The following is a 22,866-nucleotide window of genomic DNA, read 5'->3' as shown; positions in this document are numbered from 1 at the left end:
CGTAAGCCAATTTTGCACGCGTATGCAATCCGCCCGCTTGGAGCGGTTTCCGCGCTACCCCAACCGCGCCAAGGCCCGCTCCTGCCGCGTGGCCAGCGCCTCGATCTCCGCGATTGTGGCGGCGGAGAGTTTCGGCCCCGGTGCGCGCAGCGCGCCATCTGCAATCGCGCCCCGTTTGGCCAGCGTATATTTGCGAATCGCAAGGCCCAGACCCGGCTGGCTTTCATACCGGACCATCGGCAGATACGCGTCAAAGATATCCCGCGCGCGGTCCATATCGCCCGCATTCGCAGCCTCGACGATCTGCGCCATCATCTCAGGATAGGCAAAGCCGGTCATCGCGCCATCCGCGCCGCGCGCCATCTCTTCGGGCAGGAACAGCGCGCCATTGCCACACAAAATGGAGATGCGGCGCGCGCCCTCATCCGAGGCTTTGCGCAGGGCGCTGATCTTTTCCAGACCGGGCCAATCCTCATGTTTGAGCATCACGCATTTCGGACACTCCTCCACGATTTTCAGGATCACTTTCGGCGCGATCTGCACGCCGGTGACAAGCGGGAAATCCTGCAACACCCATGGGGCATCGCCCACGGCCTTTGCCGCGTTCTGGTAGTACGTGACAATCTGATCATCGGTGCGGACGCTGCCGGGCGGGGCGATCATGACGCCAGCCGCACCTACCTCCATCACCGAGTCCGACAGGGCCGTCATCGACGCAAACCCGGGGGAGGACACGCCCACCACGACCGGAACGTCTGCGCGCGCGACCACGCGCTTGACCACGCTCAGCGATTCCTCTGCCGTCAGCTTCCCCGCTTCGCCCATCATGCCAAGCACAGTGAGCCCGGTCGCGCCCTTTTCCAGATAGAAATCGGTCATCCGATCCACGCTATCCAGATCCAGCGCACCATCGGATGTGAACGGGGTCACGGCGATGGTAAATACGCCCTTTGCAGTTTCATCAAGCATTCTGAACTCCTCCCATCAGCGTCACACGCGTGATCGCCATGCCAACTGCGGCCTGACACGGCTCAATCACCGGCAGGCCAATATCCTGTTCAAGCTGGGCGCGATACCGGGCCATTCCGGCGCATCCCATGATGATGCTGTTCGCGCCATCCGCGCGCAGCCTTTGCCCGACCTCCGCCATGCGGGCCACGGTGCGATCCGCGTCGGCCAATTCGGCCACGGTCAAATCCAGCGGGTAATCCCCGACCAGCCGGTCCAGCACGCCCATCGCCCCGAACGCCCGATAATGGCGCGGCACCGACCGCTCAAGGATCGCAATCACGCCAAACCGTTGGCCCACGGTCAGTGCCTGCATCACCGCGCATTCCTGAATGCCCAGAACGGGCACGGTCATCTCATCCCGCATCGCATGCAGACCCGGATCTCCGAAACAGGCCACGACAAAGGCGGATGCCTCAATCCCCGCCGCCAAGTCGAGCATCGGGGCGATGACCCGGTCTGCCTGCGCCTGCGTCTCAATCCCCGGTGGGCCGTCCTTAAGTGTCACGCATTGGATCGGCACGCCCAGCGCACGCAAGGGATCGACCGCCGCGTCGATCCCTTCTGTCACCTGTTCTGAGGAGTTGGGATTGAGGAGGATGATGGGTTTCATGCGCCGGGCCGTGTTGCCGTCTGTACCTCGATCTGCCAGCCTTCGGGATCGTTGAACACGAAGGCGCGGATGCCGATCTCATCATTCACGAACAGTTCCGACAGGCCATCGACGCCGACCTCCTGCACATAGGCATACCACGCATCCACATCCGGCACGCGGATACACAACTGCACGGGCTTGATCGGCTCGGAATTGTGCATCCCTTTGGTTTCATCGACGAGGCCGACATGCGCGCCGCCGCCGATATGCATGATCTTGGCCCAGCCCTGATCAATGGCGAGCGTAAAGCCCATCACATCGCGATAGAACGCCTCAGCCCGCGCCAAATCCTTGTAATACCAGAATGTAATGGTGAGTTGGACGTCACCTTCGGGGCGTTGTGCCATGGTCAGTCTCCTAATACGGCGCGGGCTTCGCGCGCGGGTGTGCCAAGGGGCTGCGCCCCGGTGCGGGCGCGGTGCAGGAAGTGGCCAGAGCCGGGGGCCGCGTGGCAAGCCCCGTCGGACACGATCACCTCACCGCGCAACAGCACCGTTTCGGGCCATCCGGTGACGCGCCGCCCGTCCCACGGGTTATAGCCCACATTGTCATGCAGATCGTCCGCGCCGTAGGTATGGCTGCGCGTCGGATCCCAGATCACGATATCCGCGTCCTTACCGGGATCGAGCGCGCCTTTATTCTCCAGCCCATAAAGCGCGGCGGGGGCCGTTGACGTCACCTCCACAAACTTTTCCGGGCCAAGGGTGCCATGGCTGACCATCGCGTCAAACATCAATGGTTGGCGGACCTCCAGACCCGGCAAACCGTTGGAGATTTTGTGGAACGGCGCATCCGCCCCCTGCGACAGCTTTCCGGTCTCGTCATACCGGTAGGGCGCGTGATCGGAACTCACCACCTGCAAATCGCCAAGCCGCAGCGCCTGCCAAAGGGCCGCTTGATCTGCCGTCTGCCGCTGGGGTGGGGAGCACATCCATTTGCCGCCATCCGGGTGGTCAAGCACCGTCTCTTCCATGAAAAGGTAATGCGGGCATGTCTCCGCCCAGACGGGCACGCCGCGCCCCCGCGCCGCACGCACGGCAGCCGCCCCTTCAACGGTGGAGATATGGAACAGCATCACCGGCTGGTCGAGGAATTCGGCAAAGCGGCACATCCGCTCCACCGCTTCGACCTCCGCCAATCGGGGATGGGAGAGAGCGTGGGCCGCGGGCTCCGTCCGGCCAGCAACGATCAGCCGGTCCTTTGTCCAGCCGATCAGGCCGTCATTTTCGGCATGAACGCAAACCAGCGCGCCGCGCGCCTTCGCGATGGTCATCACATCCAGAATGGCGCGGTCACTCACCGCAATGTTGTAGGTCGTAAAGAGCTTGATCGAGCGGTGGCCCGCGTCAATCATCGCGGCAAGGTCATCGGCAAAATCCGGCGCCTCCACATCGGAGGCGATCATGTGGAACGCGTAATCCACCAACGCGCCCCGCGCCGCCCGCGCGCTGTAATCGGCCACCACATCGCGCATCCGCATCCCCTTATGCTGCGCGGCAAAGGAGATGACGCTGGTCGTCCCACCCATCGCGGCGGAGCGTGTCGCAGTCTCGAACGTGTCGGCATTCATTTGGCCCATGCCCGACATCTGTTCGATATGGCAATGGGGATCGACACCGCCGGGCATGACCATGCGGCCCGTGGCATCGAGCACCCTCTGACCCTCAAGCCCCGTGCCAATCGCGGTAATCTTTCCATCCGTCACGGCGATATCGGCCATGAACCGGCCCTGTGCCGTCACGACCTCCCCGCCACGCACAACCAGATCGAATGTCATCAGAACCTCCCTGTCACCGGGGGGATGATGTGGCGGGATGCAATCCGTGGCAAGGGGCGGTAGGCTCGCGCCATGAAACGCGTGTTGCTTTTTTGCCTGTTGATACCCGGTCTGGCGCTGGCGCAGAATTTTGTCGGCACGACCGGATCGCTGGCCGGGCAGGGGAGCCTGCAATTCGCGTCGCAGCGCCCGCCCGCGTTCCTTGGCTCGATCCTCACCCGCGATGCGGGGCCGGGGCAGGCCGATCCGATGGTGTTGCGCGGTCTGCGCGATCTGGTGGCGGAGGTCGAGGCGGGGCCTGCGGGCTATAACGCGGTGGTGTTGAGTGCCGTCATCAAACCGCCAAAGCGCCCGACGGAGATGACCCTGCGCGACGTCTTTGCATGGATCGACGCGACACCGGGCCAGAACCACGCAATCGGGCGGTATCAGTTCATCCCCACCACGCTCGACTATTTGGTGCGGCGGACAAAAACGCCATTGTCTGCGCGGTTCTCCCCCGCGTTACAGGATCGGTTCGCGGATATCCTTCTGCATCAGGCGGGCGCGGGGGAGGTGAGCTTCGGGCGGATCAGCAACGACCTTTTCCTCGATCAGCTTGCGCAGGTTTGGGCAGCGCTGCCGATGCGCGACGGGCGGTCAGCCTATCACGGGGTGGGACGGAACAAGGCGCTGATGAGCCGTGCGGAGTATCGCGCGAGGGTGGCCGCGATCCTCGGCTAAGCGCGCGCTTTCGCGATCTGCACCGCGAGAATGCCCGCCATGATGATGACAACCCCGATCAGATCCCGCACCTGCAAAGCCTCCGCCAGGATCAGGGCCGCGATGGCGACGCCGATGAACGGATTGAGGAAATGGAAGGTCGCCGCCCGCGTCGCGCCTACTTCGCGCACAAGAAAGAACCACGTCACCGTCGCCAGCAATCCCGGCACCAGCGTGGTGTAGGTGAAGGCGAGTATCAGCGGCAGGCTCCAGTTGACCACCCATGTCTCCAACAGGAGTGATAGGGGCAACAACGTGGCCGACCCCACCAGCATTTGCAGCCCGACGATCATCAGCACATTGTCGCCCGGGTTCATCCCCCGCAGGGTCAGCGTCGCCATGGTGAGGGCCGCCAACCCCCCGACGCACATCGCGATGCCAATCGGATCGGCCCCGCCCGACAGGCGGTCCCCCATCACGACCAGCACCCCGGCAAGGCCCGCGACCATCCCGACAACACCCAAAAGCGGCAGCCGCTCGCGAAACACGAGGAAGGACGCAAACGCCACGGTGATCGGCAGGGCAGACGCGATGATCACCGCGATAGAGGCGTCAATGGTCTGGACGGCGGCGAAGTTCAGCCCCAGATAAATCGTGTTCTGGCAAATCCCGAACACCACGACCGCGACCCATTGCGCGCGGCTCAACCGGATGCGTTGCCCCATCAGATAGGCTATCCCGACGCCCAGCGCGCCGGAAATCAGGAACCGCACGCCAAGGATCATGAGAGGCGGCGCATAAGCCACCGCGATCTTGGCCGAGGTGAAGGCAGACGCCCACATCGTCACAAAAGCCACGCCCATAAGGATTGCGCGAATGCTCATTCCGTGTCCTTCTACCCCGCGAAACGAGCCGGGCTTATCATGGGGATGGGGGAGTGTCTTGTCCGATCTGAAATCACTTCTGGAGGCGCGGCGGTCCGTCCGGGCCTTTACCGATGAGCCGGTGGATATAGTGCGGCTCACCGCGCTGATCGGGGCGGCTGCCCGCGCACCATCGGGTGGAAATGTGCAGCCATGGCATGTCTATCTGTTGGCAGGGGAGCGGATGACGGAGTTTCGCGCGTTGATGCAGACCCGCATCGCGGATGGGCAGGCCGATACGCCCGAATACCCGGTCTATCCCGCAAAACTGGGGGAGCCGTACCGCTCCCGCCGTTTCAAGGTCGGGGAGGATATGTATGCCCGCCTTGGCATCCCGCGCGAGGATAAGGCAAAGCGGCTCGACTGGTTTGCCCGCAACTGGCAATTCTTTGACGCGCCCGCCGGGCTGTTCCTGTTTGTCGGGCGCGAAATGGGAGCGGCGCAGTGGTCCGACCTTGGCATGTTTCTGCAATCCCTGATGCTGCTGCTGGTGGAGGAGGGATTGGCCTCCTGCCCGCAGGAGGCATGGGCGATGCATCACAGTGCTGTGGCGCGGTTTTGCAACGCGCCGGAGGATCAGATGCTGTTCTGTGGCCTTGCCATCGGATATGAGGACCGGGCGCATCCCGTGAATGACCTGCGCACCACCCGCGCTCCTCTGGATGAATGGCTGACGATCCTATGACCCCTCAAGCTGTCGTGTTCGACATCGGCAATGTGCTGATTGAATGGAATTACGAACCCTATATGCGCGCCCGCTTCGGGGCGGAGCGGACATCGCGATTTCTGGAGGAAACCGGGATCGTGGAAGTGCATTTTCGCACCGATGCCGGAGCACCCTTTAGCGAAACCATCCGCGCACACGCGGCCAACCACCCGGATTTTGCCGACATGATCCACGCCTGGGTCGATCATTGGCTTGATCTGTGCGGGCCTGTGATTGGCGGCATGGCAGAGATCATGGCGGATCTGCGTGCGCGCGGCGTGCCTATCTTCGCGCTCTCGAATTTCGCGGCGGAAAACTATGAATGGACGAAAGAGGCGTTCCCGATCCTGCAAGGGTTCGACCGTGAGTTCATCTCAGGCCGCATGATGATGGCAAAGCCTGATCCGGCGATTTATGCCGCGGTGGAGGACGCAACCGGACTGCGCGGGGATGAGCTGTTCTTCACCGATGACCGGGCGGAGAATATTGATGCGGCCCGCGCGCGCGGCTGGCATGGGCATCTGTTCACCGACGCACCCGGTTTGCGGCAGGAGCTGTCCGCACTCGGATTGCTCTAACTCATATCCGTCAGGGTCAACGTTACCCGATCCCCGGCGAAATGCGTGGTGCCAAATTCCACTGGCGTGCCGTCGAGATCGGCGTTCACGCTGACCGTGCGCAGGATCGGCGCACCGGGTGTGAGCCGCAAATGACGAGCCTGCGTGACATTCGCCGTTTTCGCCGTCAGACGCGTGGAAATGCGGGTATAATCCTTCAAACCACAGATCGCGAGAGCCTTCGTCACGGACCGTGACAGTTCGATCGCGTCGATAAGGCCGGGAAACCGGTCTGCGGGAAACACGCTATGCGTTAGGGCAATCGGCACGCCATTGCCCAGCGACAGCGCCTCAAAACAATGCACCTGCGTGGTGGCGCTGATGTTGAGCACCTCCGCCTCGATCGGCGTCGGGCGGCGGGTGATGAGCTGCAATATCTCCCTAGCGGGCATCTGCCCCGCGGCGGCAAGGTTCTGGTGATACCGGACCCGCTTGCCCAATGGGTATTCCGTCGGGGAGGCAGTCACAAAAACGCCCGAACCGCGCCGGGAATAAACCAGCCCATCCTTGGCCATTTCCGCCAGCGCACGGCGCACGGTGTGCCGGTTCACATCAAAGCGACGCGACAGGTCCGCCTCGGTCGGGAGCTTGTCACCGGGAAGGTGCAGGCCGTCGGCGATCTCCCCGGTCAATTCGGACCGGATCACCTGCCAGATGGGTTGTGTTTGTATGGTCATGGATACTTAGAAAGATAAAGATATGTTGTCTAGTTGTTACATTAACCAGCTTAGTTTAAAAATGCTAACTCCTGCAATCCTAATTAGACAAATTTGTCGTCAATCAAGAAAACGTGAGCATCATTCGTGACGGAAGTTGCATCTAAGACATTCGACAAATCTCCCATCGGGTCGCTCACCCATGAGGCTGAGGCTCGAAACTTTAAGGGTTTTCGGGGTTTTTTCGGCAAAATGCGTCTGTAAAGCCGTCAAATGACGATTATCCGATACCGGCCCGGTCAGCGTGATGTGGAACCGGAACGCCTCCAAAACATGCGGGTATCCCCATTGCTCAAGGTTCTGGCGCAAGGCAGGGCTGAGCCGATCCGGGCGACGGCGGGCGCGATCTTCGTCCGTCAGGGGGGCGCGAAATTTGTCGAGGTGACGCACCGTATCCGCCGCCATGTCGCTCAGATCGGGTTCCTCCTGCTGAGGTGTGAAGGCGAAAAAATTCCCGATCCGCGCAATCCCGATATCAAAGGCGACAGGCGTCCTCCCGGCACAAAACCGGGTGAGGGCCGCGCGCAGATCGGCCTCATCATACGGATCGGCAAGGCGAAACGGTGCCTTGATCGTCGCGTGAAACCCATATTTCCGGGGCCGCGCCGTGATATCGGAAATCTGGGGCACATCTGGTTGAGCGACATCCCGCCCGGCGCGGGCGTCCCAGCCCAGCCACGCCGCCCCCGCGGCTGCGAATTCGGCTGGTTCTGGCATGACATAGACGGCATAGCGGGTATAACGCACAAAGACCCCCTCACTGGTTACGGAGCGCAGCATGTCAGAGCCTGAAACCTTCGCCAATGCGCGACTTGTGTTGCGCGATGAGGTTGTGCACGGCTCCATCCGGGTTGAGGGGGGTCGGATCACCGCACTTGATCAGGGCGGCTCCGTGCCTGCCGGGGCGGTGGATTGTGACGGGGATTTCCTCTGTCCGGGTCTGATCGAGTTGCACACCGACACGCTGGAGCGACATCTGCGCCCACGCCCCGGCGTGCACTGGCCGCACCTGCCCGCCATCGCGGCGCATGACGCGGAATTGGCCAGTGTCGGCATTACTTCGGTTTATGACGCGATCCGCGTCGGCTCCATCAGTGATCGGGCCACAAGGCACTACGGCAAATATGCGCGCGAAATTGCTGATCAGATCGCGCAGATGCGCCGTGCGGGCGCCTTCAAGATCACGCATCATTTGCACCTGCGGGCAGAAATATGCTCGGAAACGCTGCCGGAGGAGTTGGCGGAATTCGGGCCAGAGGATGACATCGGCATCCTGTCGCTGATGGATCACACACCCGGCCAACGGCAATTTCGCGATATCTCCAAATTTGAGGAATATGTCTGCGGCAAGCACAACATGCCCAAGGCGGAATTTGATCCCTATTGCGCCTTTCTGATCGACCTGCGCGCCCGTGTCGGTGCGGCGCATGAGGCCGCCGCGATCAACGCGGCGCAGCGGTTCGGCGCGACGCTTGCAAGCCATGACGACACGACGCGCGCGCAGGTCTCGACGTCCCGCGATCAGGGCATTCGACTTGCGGAGTTCCCCACAACGATTGAGGCGGCGGAGGCCTGCCGCGAGGCCGGGATCGCCATCATCATGGGGGGTCCGAACCTTGTGCGCGGCGGCTCCCATTCAGGCAATGTGGCCGCGATGGATTTGGCGGAGCGCGGTCTGCTCGATATCCTGTCGTCCGATTATGTTCCGTCCTCTCTGTTGCTCGGTGCGGTTATGTTGGGGCAGGCATGGGGGGATATGGCGCGCGGGATCGGCACCGTGACCCATGCTCCGGCGGAGGCCGCGGGCCTCACGGACCGTGCGACATTGGCCATCGGCCAGCGCGCCGATCTGCTGCGCTTCCGGCTGATGGGCGACGTTCCCGTGCCGCGCGGCGTGTGGGTGGACGGGCACAAGGTCGCCTAATTCGCGACGCCAAACACGCCCGATACCGGCGAGGGAGCAAGGCCGCGCTCCACCAGAAATCGGGCAAGGGTCTTGCGGCTGATGGTTGATCCGTTGGGGGGCAGCGCGTCTTTTGACGTGCGATAGGGCCGCTCATCCAAATCATTGAGGAAGCCGCACCGGGCGACAATCACGGTGCAGGGGCAAGTGGACAAGGATTGCTCCATCCGCGCCGCATTTTGCACCACGCGAAACACAAGCGTCCGCAACACCCGATCGAGAAGGCGCGCGGGCGGAAACAGCAGCGCACTTGAGGTGACAATGACGGTGCTGATCCCAGCCCCTTCGACCGCCCGAATGATCGACCGCGCGGATCGCGGATATACCGAAAGCGCCTTTTGCGTCGGGCGACGCCCCCCAAGCGTGGAAATGATGACGTCATGCCCCTGTGCGACTTCGGCCAGAAACGCGGGATCGCAGGGATCACCGACCCGTACGGTCAGGCGCGGATGGTGTGTCGCTGGCTGTTTTGCGTGCGACCGCACAACCGCCGTTACCCGCGCCCCGGCGTCCAGCGCGTAGTCGACCACATGCGCGCCCGTCTGCCCATTCGCACCCAACACCAGCACATGCTTCGTTCCGTCCATCATCATCGCAGCCCCTTGCAGCTTACCGGGTTTTTGCCCGCATCCATGGTGTATCCATGCGTTTTTCGCTGGTAAATTGAGGGAATTTGCAGGATGAGCATACATAAACCGATGACTGGAGCGGTCATGTCCTTCGACTGGAACCATGCAAAAGCCTTTGTCGCCGTGGTCGACGAAGGCTCCCTATCCGCCGCGGCGCGTGTGCTTGGTCAGACGCAGCCAACGGTCAGCCGCCAGATTTCAGCTTTGGAGGAGGCGCTCGACATCACATTGTTTGAGCGGACGGGACGGGCGGTTCACCTGACGGCAGCAGGGGTTGAGCTGTTGGACCATGTCCGAACGATGGCGGCGGGGGCGGATATGGTCGCGCTTGCGGCATCGGGCCAGTCCCAATCCATTGAGGGGCAAGTCAGGGTCACCGCATCCGAAGTGATGTCGGCCTATATCCTACCACCCATCCTAGGCACCATGGCGGAGATCGCCCCGCGCCTGAAGGTGGAGCTTGTCACCGACAACTCGGTCCGGGATCTCACCCGGCGCGAAGCAGATATCGCCATCCGCCACAGCCGCCCCGAGCAACCGAACCTGATCGCGCGGCGCTTGCGCGATCTGGAAATGCGGTTTTATGCCAGCGCGCCATACCTTGATCGGTGCGGGATACCCGAGATGACGGACCTGTCCGGGCATCACATCATCAGCTATGCCGAAGTGGATCAGATGATCGGCTATCTCAGCCCAGCCGGATTTGCCGTCAGCGCGGACCAGTTTCGTCTGTCCACATCCTCCCAATGCGTCGCCTGTGAAATGGCGCGGCGCGGCATGGGCATGATCATCCTGCCCAAACGGGTCGCCGCAGAAATGCCCGACCTCACGGGCGTTTTCTCAGAGGCAGAGCCGTTCACCGTGCCGACATGGCTTGTCACTCATACCGAATTGCGCACCAGCCGCCGGATCAGGTTGGTTTTCGATCATCTGGCCGCGCATCTTTAGGTTAGGCCGATCTGGCGCGCACGATGATGAGCGGCAGCAGCAGGCTCAGCACGATCAGACGAAACACATGGTGAGCGGCGACAAATGCGGGCTCCAGCCCGGTTTCCACGGCAATCGCGGCCATCACCTCGACCCCACCGGGGGCAAAGGCCAACAGCAGCACCGCAGGGGGCAACCCGACCAGTCCGGCGGCGAGCCACGCCCCCACCGCCGCCACCAGACAGGCCACAACCGTGGTGACGATCCCCGCGAGAAACGCCTGACCAAGCCCTTTGCGCTCAATCCCGTGAAACCGTGTGCCGATGAGCGTGCCCATCGCCACGAATGCCGTCAGGGTCAGCCAAGATGGCATCACGCCGGGCGTCAGATCGGCACCATGCCCCACTGCCGACACAAACATCGCGCCCAGCAGGATCGGCGCGGGAATTCCCAACCGCTTGAACACCAGCCCAAGCGCCAACGCGACCGGAAACACCATGAGAAGCGTCAGCGGCAAGATGGTCTGCTGATCGGCAAGGGTCGCCGTGCCCTCCACCCCCCAAAACGCGATCAGAACCGGTACGCAGACCGTCAGCATCAGCACGCGCATCGTCTGCACAAGCGCCAGTTTCGGCACATCCGCCCGCACCTCCGCCGACAGGCCCAGCACATAGCTCAGATGCCCCGGCGTTGCGGCAAGCAGGGCCGTCATCCGGTCATAGCCAAAGCCCCGCATCAAAACCGCCTTGCCGATCAGCAGCACAAAAATGAGCGAGACGGACAAAACGGCCAGCGATAATGGCCATGTCAGCGCAGTGGAGATCACCTCCGGCGTGACCGTGCTGCCGATCTGCACGCCCAGCACCAGAAAAACCGTGTCACGCAGCAAGGGTGGCAGGGACATGCGCAGGCCCAAGAGCGACGCGACCGACACTGCCACCGCAGGCCCGGTCAGCACAGCGACAGGAAAGCCGATCAGCCAAAACAGAGCGGCCCCCGCCGCACCGATCAGCAGCGTCGGGACCGTCTCCCGCCACATCGTTTCAATCGCCGTCATAGGTCCATCTATACTCTGGTGGGGTTGGCCCCTTGTTGCGGCCCCCCTGCTCCATCTGTTCCCATCCATGGGCCAGAATACCGACAGAGCGGGACAATCCGAAAAAGCCGCGTGCCAATGGGGCAGGGCAGCCCAACTCGGCATAGATCACCGCCGTGGCCCCGTCGATATTCATCGGCACCGGTTTGCCGCGTTCTTTGGCAAGGTGGCTCTCTATCGCACGTCCGATCCCGGCATAGGCACCCGACACCGCACCAGCCTCCGCCGCCGCATCAACGAGCGCAAGCAGGCGCGGGGCGCGGGGATCAACGGGTTTGTGAAACCGGTGGCCAAAACCGGGGATGAAACGGCCATGATCGGCACGCCATGCGTTAAGCGTGGGCGGAAGCCCATCCGGCCCGGCGGCCTCGCATTGGCGGTAGAGCGTGATCGCCTGCTCCCCCGCGCCGCCATGCACGTCACCGAGCATGTTCAGCCCCGTGGCCATCACCGATTGCAACCCAATCCCGCAGGTCGCTGCCATCCGCGCTGCACCGATGGAGGGCGCTTGCGGGCCATGATCTACGGCAGACACGAGAGCGGCCTCAAACAGGGCCGCCCGCGGGCCAGAAATCTCCTCCCCCATCACGAGGAGCCAGATCATTTCCGCAAAACCAGTGTTCCCGATCAAATCCTGCACGGGTTTTCCGCGCAGATGGATCCGACCCGGCTCCATGTCGATGATGCGGGTGCGCCACCAGTCGGATACATCGTTTCGGACCGTCATATCACACCTTCATCTGCCAGGGTCTGGCGCTCATCTTCCGTCACGCCCAGCGTTGCGAGCAGGCGCGCGGTGTCCTGTCCCAGTTCAGGGGGTGGCGCGTCCACGGCGGGGCGCTGCCCGTCAAGCATCGCACCGATGGACACAAGATCAATATCACGCGCCACGCCCGGCACATCCTCAAATCGACGGACAAAATCCCGCCCCGTGATCTGCGGATGGGCCAAGACCTCCGGCACGGTCATCACGGCACCAGCGGGCACGCCAAGCGCATTCAACTCCCGCGCCCAGTCGCGCGCGGGCCGCGTGGTCAATACCGTTTCAAGCTCTGCCTTTAGGGGCAGGCGATGGGCGATACGGTCCTGCCGGGTCGCAAATTCGGGGCGGGTCAGGAGGTCCGCCCGGTTCAGATGCGTCGCCAAAAGCTGCCATTGCTCATTCTTGTTGGCGGCAATGTTGATCAGCCCATCTGCGCATTGGAACGCGCCAGAGGGGGCGGATGTGGGATTTTCGTTGCCATTGGCGCGCGGCGCTACCCCGCCCACAAGGTGGTTGGACACGACCCATCCCATCGTCGCCAAAACCGCCTCCAGCATCGAGACGTCGATGAATGTCCCGCGCGGTTTGGCATTCAGGGCGGCGCTGATCGCCATGGCCGCGGTCAATCCGCCGATCGTGTCGGCCAAAGGATAGCCAACGCGCAACGGGGCGCTGTCCGCGCTCCCGGTGATGGACATGACGCCGGACACGCCTTGCACGATCTGGTCATAGGCCGGGCGGTCTTTCCACGGGCCGCTTTGGCCGAAACCCGAAATCGCACAATAGACGAGATCGGGTTTCACCGCCTTGAGCACGTCGTAACCGAGGCCGAGCCGATCCATCACGCCGGGGCGGAAATTCTCTACCAGCACATCGGCGGTCTCCACCAACCGTTTCAAGAGCGCCTTTCCCCGTGGGTCTTTCAGATTAAGGGTGAGGGACGCTTTCCCGGCATTCTGCGCCAGAAAGCTGATCCCCATCCCCTTGGCCGACAGGGCCGGATCGGCACCAAGGTTGCGCGCCAGATCACCGCACCCCACGGCCTCCACCTTGATCACCTCAGCGCCCAGATGGACAAGCTGGTGACAGGCGAACGGGCCTGCGAGCACATTGGTCAGGTCAAGAACGCGGATTCCGGCCAGCGGCGCGGGGCGCGGCTCAGTCCCCATCCGCCACGCCCTCTGCCCGCTTGCGCGCACGCCGCGCCCGGAAGCTGGGCAGCAACACCAGAACCAGCGCCAGCACCAACAGGCCCAGCGTCATCGGCCGCTCGATAATGAAATCAAGCCCACGGTAAAGCTGCATCGACCGGGCGAAGTTGTCCTCCAGCATGGTGCCAAGGATGAAGCCGATCAGGAGCGGTGCCAGAGGATAATCCGCAAACCGCAGGATCGTCGCCATCACACCCAGACCGACCAGCATCAAAAGTTCGGTCGCGTTGTTCTGCCCGATATAGGCCCCCATCAGCGTGAAAAAGAGGATGAAGGGGATCAGGTAATTGCGCGGAATGGCCAGAACCTTGGCGATATAGGGGATCAGCGGCAGGTTCAGGATCAACAGCACAAGGTTGCCGATGAACATGGAGATGATGACAGCCCAGAATACCTCTGGCGTGTCCGTCATCAGGCGCGGGCCGGGTGTCACGTTGAGCGCGATCAGCGCGCCCAAAAGGATCGCCGTGGTGCCCGAGCCGGGAATGCCAAGCGTCAAAAGCGGCACGAAAGAGCCGGTACAGGCGGCATTATTCGCACTTTCAGGGGCGGCAAGCCCCTTGACCGAGCCTTTACCGAATTCCGCCTGCTCCTCCCCCTTGGCGATGTTGCGCTCCACCGCGTAGCCAAGGAAGGAGGCAATCGTCGCCCCGGCCCCCGGCAGCACCCCGATGAAAAAGCCCTGCACGGATTGCCGCCCGATCACGGGCGCCATCGCTTTGGCTTCCTCGCGGGAGAAGCGCAGATTGGTGATCTTGTTCGACGAGCTGCCATCGGCATTCGACCCCCGCGCGGGATTGAGCACCAGCATCAGCGCCTCCGGCAGTGCAAACATCGCCATGGCGAGCGTGATGAAGGAAATACCCGATTGCAAATCCATCATCCCAAGGGTGAAGCGGGGCATGTTGAACAGCGCGCCTTCCCCCACCGTGGCGAGGATCAGGCCAAGGATGGTCATCATCAGCGCCTTGGCCACCTGCCCCGTGCCGGCAAACGCGGCGATGGCCGACAGGCCCACCACCATCAGCGCGAAATACTCCGCCGAATGGAACAGCAGCGCGACAGAGGACAGCGCCGGGGCAAAGATCATCAACAGGATCGCCCCGATTGTCCCCCCGGCAAAGCTGGCCACGGCGGCGATGGTCAGCGCCTTCCCAGCCTGCCCTTTGCGCGCCATCGGATAGCCGTCGAAACTGGTCGCGACCGTACCGGCTACACCGGGGGCGTTCAGGAGGATGGAGGACGTGGACCCGCCAAAGATCGCACCGTAATAGACACCGGCCAATAGGATCAGCGCGGCGGTCGGATCGCCCAGCGTGATCGCGACCGGGATCATGATCGCGATGATCGACATCGGCCCCAGCCCCGGCAGCATCCCGATAAACGTGCCGATCAGGCACCCGGCAACAACCATCAACAGGTTCTGGAGAGAGAACGCGGCCGTCAGGCCAATCATAATACCTTCAAGCATCGCTTAATTCCCCATGAAGAACGGATAAGGCCGCAGGAAAATGCCAAGCACCTCCTGCACGAGATACCAGACACAGCCCGCCGCCAGCACGGAGACGGGGATCATGATGTACCACTTACGCTCCCCCAGAATGGCACTGCCACCCGCAAGGAACAGCGTCGTGGCAAGCAAAAATCCGATGGGCCGCAGCGCCAGCGCATAGGCCACCATCAGCGCGAGCAGCATCACCGCCTGACCGAGCTTGTATTCGTGCAACCGGCTGAGGTTGATATCCGTCGCGGATGGCTCTCCCTGTTCGGTCGGTTTCTCAAGCCCGAGCACAACGATCAGCCCGACGACCACGCCCAACACCGACAGGATTTTCGGGAAGGTGGACGGCCACACCGGATTGCGCTGCATGAAAGGCGGCAAAAGCTGATCCATCGTGAAAAAGGCCAGATAGCCATAGGCGCAACAGAACGCGATAAAGATAAGTGCCAGCCAGCGGTCAAGCGCCATGGCGGTGTCCTCCCCAGGATAAAGGCTGATCTCATGGCACCGCCCACGGATGGGCGATGCCTGAAAGGGCACCCGGCGCGCCTTATGCGTGGCGTTGTGGCGCCGGGTGCGAAAGGTCGTCCTCTTAGAGGAAGCCCAAAGTGCGCATCAGATCACCGATTTCGGTTTCCTGCGCTTCAAGGAAGGCACGGAAATCATCACCGGGGTTCCAGATGTTCACCCAGCCGTTGCGGGCGCGGACAACTTCCCAAGCTTCGGTGTCATACATCGCCTCAAGGGCAGCGATGTATTGCGCGACCTTCTCATCAGAGGTGCCCGGTGCGGCAAAGAACCCGCGCCAGTTCACAAAGGTCGTGTCAATGCCCTGCTCCATGAAGGTCGGGGCAGCGTCATAGGCAGGCACACGCTCGGGCGCGGTCACGCCAAGGATGCGAACCTCGCCCTGCTCAGCCAATGCGATGGCTTCGGAGAAGCCGGTGGACAGCGCGTCGATCTCACCGGACAGAAGCCCGGCCATTGCCTCACCACCCGCGTCATAGGGGATGTAGTTCACGGCAATCGGGTCTTCGCCCGCCGCCTGCATCACCATCGCGGCGACAAGGTGGTCCATCCCACCGGGGACGGAACCGCCGCCCACTGCGAAATCCGGTCCCTGCGCGCGATAGGCGTCCAGCAGGCCCGCCATATCGGCAACGGAACTGTCTGCCGGCACCACGAGCGCCGCGTAATCCCCGATGGTGCCCGCAACCAAGGTCAAATCCCGGAAGCTTTGCGGGAACACCCCGGTCAGGGAGCGGATCACGATCGGGGTGGAATTCACCATCAACGTGTTATCGAGGCTCTCGGCGTTTTCGATCATATAGGCAATCGCCTTACCGCCGCCGCCGCCGGACATGTTCTCATAGCTTGCCGATCCGACAAGCCCAGCGCCGGTCAGCGCCTCACCCGTGCCACGCGCCGTGCCGTCCCAGCCGCCGCCAGCGCCGCCCGGAATCACGAAATGCAATTGGTCGAGCACCTGATGGCCCCCGGCATGGCCAGCCCCGGAAAGCGCGATTACGGTTGCCGCCGCCGCCATCACGGCGCGGCGAGTCATGGTCATTTTCATACTGTATCCTCCCATTTGACAGGCGATCGTCTGCCGCCCATGGTCGTAGATCACCACACAAAGCTGACAGAAGCCTGACACGGGACAATCGGGGGAAACGGGTGCGATACCTTTTAGTGGAGGATAACGTCGAATTGGCGGACGCGGTGGTCAGTCGGCTGGTGCTGGATGGGCACGCTGTCGATCATGCGGCCTGCCTGGCGGATGCGGAGGATTGCCTTGCATCCGCGAAATACGATCTGATCCTCTTGGACGTGATGTTGCCCGATGGGGATGGGCGGGAGTTTCTGGCGCGCAGCCGTGCGCATCTTGAAACCCCGGTGATCGTGCTCACCGCCCGGTCGCATGTGTCGGACCGTGTCGGCGCGCTGGATCAGGGGGCCGATGACTACATCACCAAACCGTTCGATTTTTCCGAGCTAGAGGCCCGCTGCCGTGCAGTGCTGCGGCGAAGGGGCGGTGTTGCGCGAAATGACATCGCGCTTGGGCAGGCGGTTTTCGATCCTCTGGCGGGGACGCTCCGCCACGGCAGCCAAACCATCGACCTGCGCAACCGGGAAATCCGGCTTCTTGAGGTGTTCGCCCGGCATCAGGGACAAATCCTGTCCAAGAGCCACCTGATGGACCGGATGTTTTCCTATGATGCCGAAGTGACGGAGAACGCCATCGAGGTATATGTCGGGCGCCTGCGCCGCCGGATCGAAGGCAGCGGTGTGCGCATCGAAACGGTGCGCGGGCTGGGCTACCGGATGGAGACATCCCAGCCGTGATCGGCACTGGCTCCATCGGGCGTCGATTGACGTTCCTGCTTGCCGGTGTCGCAGCCCTTTTGTCGGTGCTCAGTTGGTGGATGGTCACCGGGCTCGCACGGGAAGCCGCCGAGCGGACACAGGATAACGTGCTTGCCGCATCGGCAACCGCGATTGCGGAAACCCTCCGCTCTGAGCAGGGGGAGGTGCGGCTGGAACTGCCCTATTCCGCCTTTGCCATGCTGGGCGCGATTGGTGAGGACCGGGTGTTTTACCGCGTCATGGCGGGTGACGAATTGCTGACCGGATATGCCGATCTGCCCGCTCTGTCGGATCCGCCCCCACCGGGGCAGGTGCGGTTTGACACCGGCACCTATAGCGGGGAGACGATCCGCATGGCGTCCGTCTCCCGGCTGGTGCTGGCGGGGGCGCAGCCGCTGCCTGTGACGGTGACCATGGCGCAGACCGGCAATGGGGTCAGCACGATTTCTGCTGAGTTGTCGCGGCTCGCGGCGGTCATGGCGGTCGCGTTTTTCGGGGTGGCGGTGATCCTGTCCTTCTTTGCCGCGCGCGCCTCCCTCAGGCCATTGAACGAGATCGCGGCGGCCGTGTCCCGGCGCGGGCCATCCGATCTGCGGCCCCTCAAGCGGGACGCGCCCGCCGAATTGGCCCCCTTGATGACATCACTCAACCGGTTGATGGAGCGGCTTGGCCAGTCCATCCGCCGGTCAGAGGATTTCATCGCCGAAGCCGCCCACCGGGTGCGCACGCCATTGGCCGTGGTCCGCACTCAGGCGGAAATCGCGCTCCGCTCCGTCGAGGATGAAGCGGAAAAGCGCAGGTTGCGCGGGATCATCCGGGCGGTCGATGAAAGCTCCCGCTCGGCGGGGCAACTCCTTGATCATGCGACGGTGACCTACCGGGCGGATGATCTCACGCGCGCGCCCGTCGATCTGGCGACCCTCGTGGAGCAGACCAGTGCCGCACTTGAACCCACGGCAGCGATGAAAGACATCACGCTCACGCGCAACACCATGCCCGCGCAGATCATGGGCGATCCGGTGTTGTTGGACAACGCGCTGCGCAACGTTCTGGACAATGCGATCAAATACTCGCCCGAGGATACCGAGGTGGTGCTTGCCATCACGACAGAGGGGCGCGAGGTGCGGATCACCGTCACAGATGAAGGCCCCGGCCTTGGCGATGGGCCGGTGCGCGCGCTGACCGAACGGTTCCGCCGGGGCAGCAATACGGGCGATATCGTCGGCTCCGGCCTTGGCCTGACAATCGTTGAGGATGTGTTGTCCGCGCATGGCGGGCGGCTCGAACTCCACACAAGAGAAGGAGAACGCGGCGCATGTATCACGCTGGTCTTGCCATTATCCTGACCCTTTGGGCCACCATGGCCCATGCGCTGACGATTGAGGATCACCGGCTTTACCCCGGCACGGGAGATGTGACGTTGCGCATTCTGTCGACCGCCGATCTTGAGGTGTTTGAGCCGTATCTGCTGGCGTTTCAGGCGGAGCAACCCGCCGTCACCATCGACTATTCCGTCGTGTCCTCGGCTGAGTTACACCGCGCAATCACCGATGGCGCGTCCTTTGACCTTGCGCTGTCCTCTGCGATGGACCTTCAGTTTCGGCTGGCCAATGATGGGTTTGCGCAAAGCTATCGGTCGGACGACACGCAGGCGCTGCCGGATTGGGCGCGGTGGCGCGATCTGGTGTTTGCCTTCACTGCCGAGCCAGCGGTGGTGGTGCTCTCGACAGATCGGTTCGAGGGGCTGGAGATCCCGACAACCCGTCAGGAACTCATCACGCTTTTGCGTGAGAATGCAGCGGACTTCGCGGGGGCAGTCGGCACCTATGACGTGCGCGAAAGCGGGCTTGGCTATCTGTTCGCCACCCAAGAATCCCGCTCGACCGATGCGTTTTGGCGGCTGTCGGAAGTGATGGGCCGGCTTGATCCACAGCTTTACTGCTGCTCGGGCCAGATGATCGACGACGTGACGGAGGGGCGGCTGGCGCTGGCCTATAACGTGCTCGGCTCTTATGCGGCGGAGCGGATGGCGCGCGACAGTGGCGGGCGGGTGCAGATCCTCAGGATGCAGGATTTCGCGAATGTCATGCTGCGCACCGCAATCATCCCCAAAACCGCGACGGAACGGGAGGCGGCTGGCGCGCTGATCGACATGCTCGCGCGGCTTGGTCTGCGAGAGGATGCCGGGCAATGGCCCCTGCCGCCGCTCAATTCCGCCGGGCCGGGGGAGGCGCCGGAATATGGGCCGATCCGGCTTGGCCCCGCGTTGATGGTGTATCTTGATCCGCTCAATCGGCGCACCTTCCTGACCGAATGGGAGGACGCGATGGAGCAGCGATAGCGCGGCCCGTCACCGCGCCGCCAGCTTACCCACCGAATAGCGGCGCGCGATCTGCCGGGTGTCGCGCGGATCATAGCGGGGGTCGGCATGAACGCAGCCCACATCACACAACAATTCCGCCGTTTCCCGAATGGGATGAATGAACCAAACCCGCCCCCCCGGCGTGGAAACATACCCATACGTCCCGCCTGCAATATCCCCTTGCAGATCCTGCAAGGACGGCACTTCGGCATCATAGGAGGGCGAATGCGGCCCATGGGTGTGGAACGTCGCAATCACTTCGCTGCCCGGGGCAACCTCCCGCGGCGGGGCACAGGTGGCCTCCATCCCGGTCACAACGCGGGAGGCATAGATATGCCCATCCGACCGCTTGTAGAACACGCCGCATAATTCGCGGTTCTGCGCGAAGGATGACTTTTGCAACTGGTTGAGGATTTTCAGCGCCATGCGGTGCAACACTTTCACATCCCCCGATAGCTGCGCCGCCGCCGGTGAGGCACAGGCCAGCGCGATGAGCACCAAGATCGCGTAACGCATCCGCTCACTCCTCATCAAAAAAGCGGTAGAGTTCGGGCAGGGTGAAGCTGTCCCGGAGCCCGTAATAGACATCCTCGTCATGATTGGGATCGGTCAGCATGCAATAGGGGCCGCATAACAGCTTTGCCCGCTCCTCCACCACATCGAGAAACCACAACCGCCCGCCCGGCGTGGCGATATAGCCATCGACGCCAAATTCCAGATCCCCGATCATATCGTCGATCGAAGGCACCTCGCTTTCCTGATCGGGGTCAAACGCGGCATGGGTGTGGAAAGAGGCCGTTGGCTCAAAATCATCGGGCAATTCGGGTAATTCGCAGGATGTCGCATCCCCGCGCCCGATTTCCGTGATGGAGAGGTACTCGCTGTCCCCCTCAAACCCGATATAGCCGCAAAACTCCACATTCTCGGCAAAACTGGCGGGTTGCAGGTCGTTCAGTATTTCGGTGGCAAGGTCATGCTGGATCGCCAGAAATTCCGCATCATCGTCCTGCGCCCATGCCGCCGTGGCAAACAGAAGGGCTGCGCCTAGGAATACTCTTATCATTAGTTACCCGCCTCTGGCCTTGTTCCAAGGGGCAGCTTAGGCCATGTGAGAAGAATGGAGAACCATTTCGATAAAGCGCGCCTGACCGCCGCCTTGCGGGTCGATACGCATCCGTCCTCGGACTATGATCTGAACCCGGACGTGCTGGACATGCTGCCCAAAGGGCGAAAGCTGCGGGCAGCAGCGGTTCTGATCGCCGTGGTGGAGCGGGAGGACGGGCCGACCGTGGTGTTGACGCGCCGCTCCTCTGCCCTGCGCCACCATCCCGGTCAAATCGCCTTTCCGGGGGGTAAGCTTGATCCGACGGACCCCGACGCTGCCGCCGCAGCATTGCGCGAAGCGCGCGAGGAGGTTGGGCTGGACCCGGCACAGGTCGAAATCCTCGGGCCGTTGCCGCCGCATGAAACGGTGACGGGCTTCACGGTGACACCGATCCTTGCCATGACCACGCCATTCGCTCCGATCCCCGAACCGGGGGAAGTGGAGGAAGTGTTTGAAGTACCGCTCGCCTTTCTCGCGGACCGGTCGCATTTCCATATCCGCCGCCGCCGCTGGCGCGGCGTGGACCGGCATTTCTATGTCGTACCCTATGGTCCCTATTACATCTGGGGGGCGACCGCGCGGATGCTGCGGCAACTGGCGGACCGGCTGGCATGAGGATCACGGCCGATTGGGTCAGCGCGCCCGCCACCCGCGCCGTAATGGCCGCCCTTGCGGATCATCAGGCGCTGTTCGTGGGGGGCTGCGTGCGCAATGCGCTGATTGGCGGGGTCGCGACGGATATCGACATTGCCACCGATGCCCATCCAGACACCGTCATCGCCGCCGCTGAGGCCGCGGGCCTGCGCGCCATTCCGACCGGGATCGACCATGGCACAGTCACCATCCTTGCCGATGGTCAGGCGTTCGAAGTGACGACCTTCCGGCGGGATGTGGAAACGGATGGGCGGCACGCCACGGTCCGGTTCAGTCGTGACACGACCGACGATGCCCAGCGCCGCGATTTCACGATGAACGCGCTCTATGCCCGCGCGGATGGCACGATCCTTGATCCTCTGGGCGGGCTAGCCGATCTGACCGCGCGGCGGGTGCGCTTCATCGGGGATGCCACGGCCCGCATTGAGGAGGACCACCTTCGCATCCTCCGCTTTTACCGCTTCTTTGCTTGGTATGGTGCGGGGGAGGCTGATGGGGCGGGGCGCGCCGCCTGTCGGAAATTGGCACGCGGGATTGACGACCTCTCGGCAGAGCGGATCACGGCAGAACTGCAAAAACTGCTATCCGCCCCGGCGCCCCTGACGGCCCTGATGGCAATGGCCGAGGATGGCGTGTTGGCGCATGTGCTGCCGCAATGCGATCAGCGCATGATGCCCGCGTTTTGCGAGGCTGAGACCGTGCCGGACTGGCGGGCGCGGCTTTTTGCTTTGGGCGGACGCCTGGAGCGGTTGCGCCTGTCGAAAGAGGATCGCAAGGCGTTGGACGCGATGCGCGCCGCGCTGGCGCGTTCGGCAGGTCCGGCGGAGCGGGCCTATCGGTTCGGCCCGCTTGCCGCCCGAACCGCCGCAACGATGGAGGCGGCCCTCCTGAAGCGGGCCACCCGCCCCGATCTGGAGGCGGAGATTGCGCGCGGGGCAGCGGCTCAAATGCCCGTCACAGCCGCTGACCTGATGGACCGGATCGCCCCCGGCCCCGCGCTGGGCACGGCACTGCGCGAGATCGAGGAGGCCTGGATCGCCGGGGATTTCCGGCCCTCCCGCGCGGCGCTGCTGTCATCGTTTCAGACAGGCGAAACCGGCTCCCGCCCGCTTGACTAACCCCTTTGGCCCGGTCACGGTGCAGGTCATAGATAAAGGTCAAATGCAATGACCTAACCCGGGGAG

Annotated in this window: 26 protein-coding genes; 10 read left to right on the top strand and 16 right to left on the bottom strand. The window is 63.0% G+C overall.

The window, feature by feature from the left end; all coding sequences use genetic code 11:
• Positions 1-54 precede the first annotated feature (54 nt).
• From FHS89_RS02580 to hydA, 4 genes are read right to left on the bottom strand one after another with little or no spacing between them, the layout of a single operon-like run.
• Positions 55-969 carry a dihydrodipicolinate synthase family protein gene (locus tag FHS89_RS02580; protein WP_184008153.1) on the bottom strand — a complete coding sequence of 305 codons (915 nt, stop codon included), beginning with the start codon at positions 967-969 and terminating at the stop codon, positions 55-57.
• Positions 962-1,621, bottom strand: a complete 660-nt coding sequence (locus FHS89_RS02575) for an aspartate/glutamate racemase family protein (RefSeq protein WP_184008150.1) — start codon at positions 1,619-1,621, stop codon at positions 962-964. The genes FHS89_RS02580 and FHS89_RS02575 overlap by 8 nt, the downstream gene beginning before the upstream one ends.
• Positions 1,618-2,010 (bottom strand): VOC family protein, encoded by a 393-nt coding sequence (locus FHS89_RS02570; RefSeq protein ID WP_184008148.1) that lies wholly within the window; start codon positions 2,008-2,010, stop codon positions 1,618-1,620. The genes FHS89_RS02575 and FHS89_RS02570 overlap by 4 nt, the downstream gene beginning before the upstream one ends.
• A 2-nt stretch (positions 2,011-2,012) precedes the next feature.
• Entirely contained in the window at positions 2,013-3,440 is a 1,428-nt protein-coding gene (gene hydA / locus FHS89_RS02565) for a dihydropyrimidinase (RefSeq protein ID WP_184008146.1), read from the bottom strand.
• A gap of 72 nt (positions 3,441-3,512) precedes the next feature.
• Here hydA and FHS89_RS02560 point away from each other — a divergent pair, with 72 nt between their 5' ends.
• Complete coding sequence (locus FHS89_RS02560) at positions 3,513-4,163, top strand: lysozyme family protein (RefSeq protein WP_184008144.1); 651 nt, start codon at positions 3,513-3,515, stop codon at positions 4,161-4,163.
• On the opposite strand, the gene FHS89_RS02555 is transcribed toward FHS89_RS02560, so the two are convergent.
• On the bottom strand, positions 4,160-5,026 hold the full coding sequence (locus FHS89_RS02555) for a DMT family transporter (protein WP_184008142.1): 867 nt from the start codon (positions 5,024-5,026) through the stop codon (positions 4,160-4,162). The two genes, FHS89_RS02560 and FHS89_RS02555, sit on opposite strands and share 4 nt — an antisense overlap.
• Before the next feature lie 58 nt (positions 5,027-5,084).
• On the opposite strand from FHS89_RS02555, the gene FHS89_RS02550 reads away from it, so the two are divergent.
• The gene (locus FHS89_RS02550) at positions 5,085-5,750 is read left to right on the top strand and encodes a nitroreductase (protein WP_221229203.1); all 666 of its coding nucleotides are present in this window, start codon (positions 5,085-5,087) and stop codon (positions 5,748-5,750) included.
• Complete coding sequence (locus FHS89_RS02545) at positions 5,747-6,349, top strand: HAD family hydrolase (protein WP_184008138.1); 603 nt, start codon at positions 5,747-5,749, stop codon at positions 6,347-6,349. Before FHS89_RS02550 ends, FHS89_RS02545 begins: the two co-directional genes overlap by 4 nt.
• Here FHS89_RS02545 and phnF read toward each other — a convergent pair.
• Both phnF and FHS89_RS02535 read right to left on the bottom strand, forming a co-directional pair.
• The gene (gene phnF, locus FHS89_RS02540) at positions 6,346-7,065 is read right to left on the bottom strand and encodes a phosphonate metabolism transcriptional regulator PhnF (protein WP_184008136.1); all 720 of its coding nucleotides are present in this window, start codon (positions 7,063-7,065) and stop codon (positions 6,346-6,348) included. The genes FHS89_RS02545 and phnF overlap by 4 nt on opposite strands.
• Before the next feature lie 120 nt (positions 7,066-7,185).
• Positions 7,186-7,884 (bottom strand): DUF1045 domain-containing protein, encoded by a 699-nt coding sequence (locus FHS89_RS02535; protein WP_184008134.1) that lies wholly within the window; start codon positions 7,882-7,884, stop codon positions 7,186-7,188.
• Here FHS89_RS02535 and FHS89_RS02530 point away from each other — a divergent pair.
• Positions 7,883-9,028, top strand: coding sequence for an alpha-D-ribose 1-methylphosphonate 5-triphosphate diphosphatase (locus tag FHS89_RS02530; protein ID WP_184008132.1), 1,146 nt, complete (start codon positions 7,883-7,885; stop codon positions 9,026-9,028). The genes FHS89_RS02535 and FHS89_RS02530 overlap by 2 nt on opposite strands.
• On the opposite strand, the gene FHS89_RS02525 is transcribed toward FHS89_RS02530, so the two are convergent.
• Positions 9,025-9,657 carry an NAD(P)-dependent oxidoreductase gene (locus tag FHS89_RS02525; protein WP_184008130.1) on the bottom strand — a complete coding sequence of 211 codons (633 nt, stop codon included), beginning with the start codon at positions 9,655-9,657 and terminating at the stop codon, positions 9,025-9,027. The genes FHS89_RS02530 and FHS89_RS02525 overlap by 4 nt on opposite strands.
• A 108-nt stretch (positions 9,658-9,765) precedes the next feature.
• Between FHS89_RS02525 and FHS89_RS02520 the strand changes: the two genes are divergently transcribed.
• Entirely contained in the window at positions 9,766-10,644 is an 879-nt protein-coding gene (locus FHS89_RS02520) for a LysR family transcriptional regulator (protein WP_184008128.1), read from the top strand.
• A 1-nt stretch (position 10,645) separates the two neighbouring features.
• Here the strand turns inward: FHS89_RS02520 and FHS89_RS02515 are convergent, their stop codons facing one another.
• The 6 genes from FHS89_RS02515 to FHS89_RS02490 all read right to left on the bottom strand — a co-directional run bounded on the left by FHS89_RS02515 (position 10,646) and on the right by FHS89_RS02490 (position 16,770).
• Positions 10,646-11,680, bottom strand: a complete 1,035-nt coding sequence (locus FHS89_RS02515; protein WP_184008126.1) for an AbrB family transcriptional regulator — start codon at positions 11,678-11,680, stop codon at positions 10,646-10,648.
• Entirely contained in the window at positions 11,667-12,446 is a 780-nt protein-coding gene (locus FHS89_RS02510) for a citryl-CoA lyase (RefSeq protein ID WP_184008124.1), read from the bottom strand. Before FHS89_RS02510 ends, FHS89_RS02515 begins: the two co-directional genes overlap by 14 nt.
• Entirely contained in the window at positions 12,443-13,651 is a 1,209-nt protein-coding gene (locus FHS89_RS02505) for a CaiB/BaiF CoA transferase family protein (RefSeq protein ID WP_184008122.1), read from the bottom strand. The genes FHS89_RS02510 and FHS89_RS02505 overlap by 4 nt, the downstream gene beginning before the upstream one ends.
• On the bottom strand, positions 13,641-15,164 hold the full coding sequence (locus FHS89_RS02500; protein WP_184008120.1) for a tripartite tricarboxylate transporter permease: 1,524 nt from the start codon (positions 15,162-15,164) through the stop codon (positions 13,641-13,643). Before FHS89_RS02500 ends, FHS89_RS02505 begins: the two co-directional genes overlap by 11 nt.
• A 3-nt stretch (positions 15,165-15,167) precedes the next feature.
• A complete protein-coding gene (locus FHS89_RS02495; protein WP_184008118.1) occupies positions 15,168-15,662 on the bottom strand; it encodes a tripartite tricarboxylate transporter TctB family protein in 495 nt (164 codons plus the stop codon).
• Positions 15,663-15,786: 124 nt separating this feature from the next.
• Positions 15,787-16,770 carry a Bug family tripartite tricarboxylate transporter substrate binding protein gene (locus FHS89_RS02490; protein ID WP_184008116.1) on the bottom strand — a complete coding sequence of 328 codons (984 nt, stop codon included), beginning with the start codon at positions 16,768-16,770 and terminating at the stop codon, positions 15,787-15,789.
• A 101-nt stretch (positions 16,771-16,871) separates the two neighbouring features.
• Here FHS89_RS02490 and FHS89_RS02485 point away from each other — a divergent pair, with 101 nt between their 5' ends.
• Genes FHS89_RS02485 through FHS89_RS02475 form a run of 3 tightly spaced genes read left to right on the top strand, consistent with a single transcriptional unit; the run spans position 16,872 to position 19,902 of the window.
• Positions 16,872-17,540, top strand: coding sequence for a response regulator (locus tag FHS89_RS02485; protein WP_184008114.1), 669 nt, complete (start codon positions 16,872-16,874; stop codon positions 17,538-17,540).
• Positions 17,537-18,907: a sensor histidine kinase N-terminal domain-containing protein gene (locus FHS89_RS02480; protein ID WP_184008112.1), complete on the top strand. Its 1,371-nt coding sequence runs from the start codon at positions 17,537-17,539 to the stop codon at positions 18,905-18,907. The genes FHS89_RS02485 and FHS89_RS02480 overlap by 4 nt, the downstream gene beginning before the upstream one ends.
• Entirely contained in the window at positions 18,877-19,902 is a 1,026-nt protein-coding gene (locus tag FHS89_RS02475) for an ABC transporter substrate-binding protein (protein ID WP_184008110.1), read from the top strand. The genes FHS89_RS02480 and FHS89_RS02475 overlap by 31 nt, the downstream gene beginning before the upstream one ends.
• Positions 19,903-19,911: 9 nt before the next feature.
• Here the strand turns inward: FHS89_RS02475 and FHS89_RS02470 are convergent, their stop codons facing one another.
• Together FHS89_RS02470 and FHS89_RS02465 are read right to left on the bottom strand one after the other, a co-directional pair.
• Complete coding sequence (locus FHS89_RS02470) at positions 19,912-20,439, bottom strand: DUF4329 domain-containing protein (protein WP_184008108.1); 528 nt, start codon at positions 20,437-20,439, stop codon at positions 19,912-19,914.
• Between the two features lie 4 nt (positions 20,440-20,443).
• Positions 20,444-20,986, bottom strand: a complete 543-nt coding sequence (locus tag FHS89_RS02465) for a DUF4329 domain-containing protein (RefSeq protein WP_184008106.1) — start codon at positions 20,984-20,986, stop codon at positions 20,444-20,446.
• Between the two features lie 54 nt (positions 20,987-21,040).
• Between FHS89_RS02465 and FHS89_RS02460 the strand changes: the two genes are divergently transcribed.
• Together FHS89_RS02460 and FHS89_RS02455 are read left to right on the top strand one after the other, a co-directional pair.
• Positions 21,041-21,643 carry a CoA pyrophosphatase gene (locus FHS89_RS02460; protein ID WP_184008104.1) on the top strand — a complete coding sequence of 201 codons (603 nt, stop codon included), beginning with the start codon at positions 21,041-21,043 and terminating at the stop codon, positions 21,641-21,643.
• Entirely contained in the window at positions 21,640-22,800 is a 1,161-nt protein-coding gene (locus FHS89_RS02455) for a CCA tRNA nucleotidyltransferase (protein ID WP_184008102.1), read from the top strand. Before FHS89_RS02460 ends, FHS89_RS02455 begins: the two co-directional genes overlap by 4 nt.
• Positions 22,801-22,866: the final 66 nt, after the last annotated feature.

It is taken from the genome of Rubricella aquisinus (assembly GCF_014199445.1).
Taxonomy (GTDB): Bacteria; Pseudomonadota; Alphaproteobacteria; order Rhodobacterales; family Rhodobacteraceae; genus Rubricella; species Rubricella aquisinus.
Note: the sequence above shows the minus strand (reverse complement) of the source record. Positions and strands in the feature narration are given on the sequence as shown.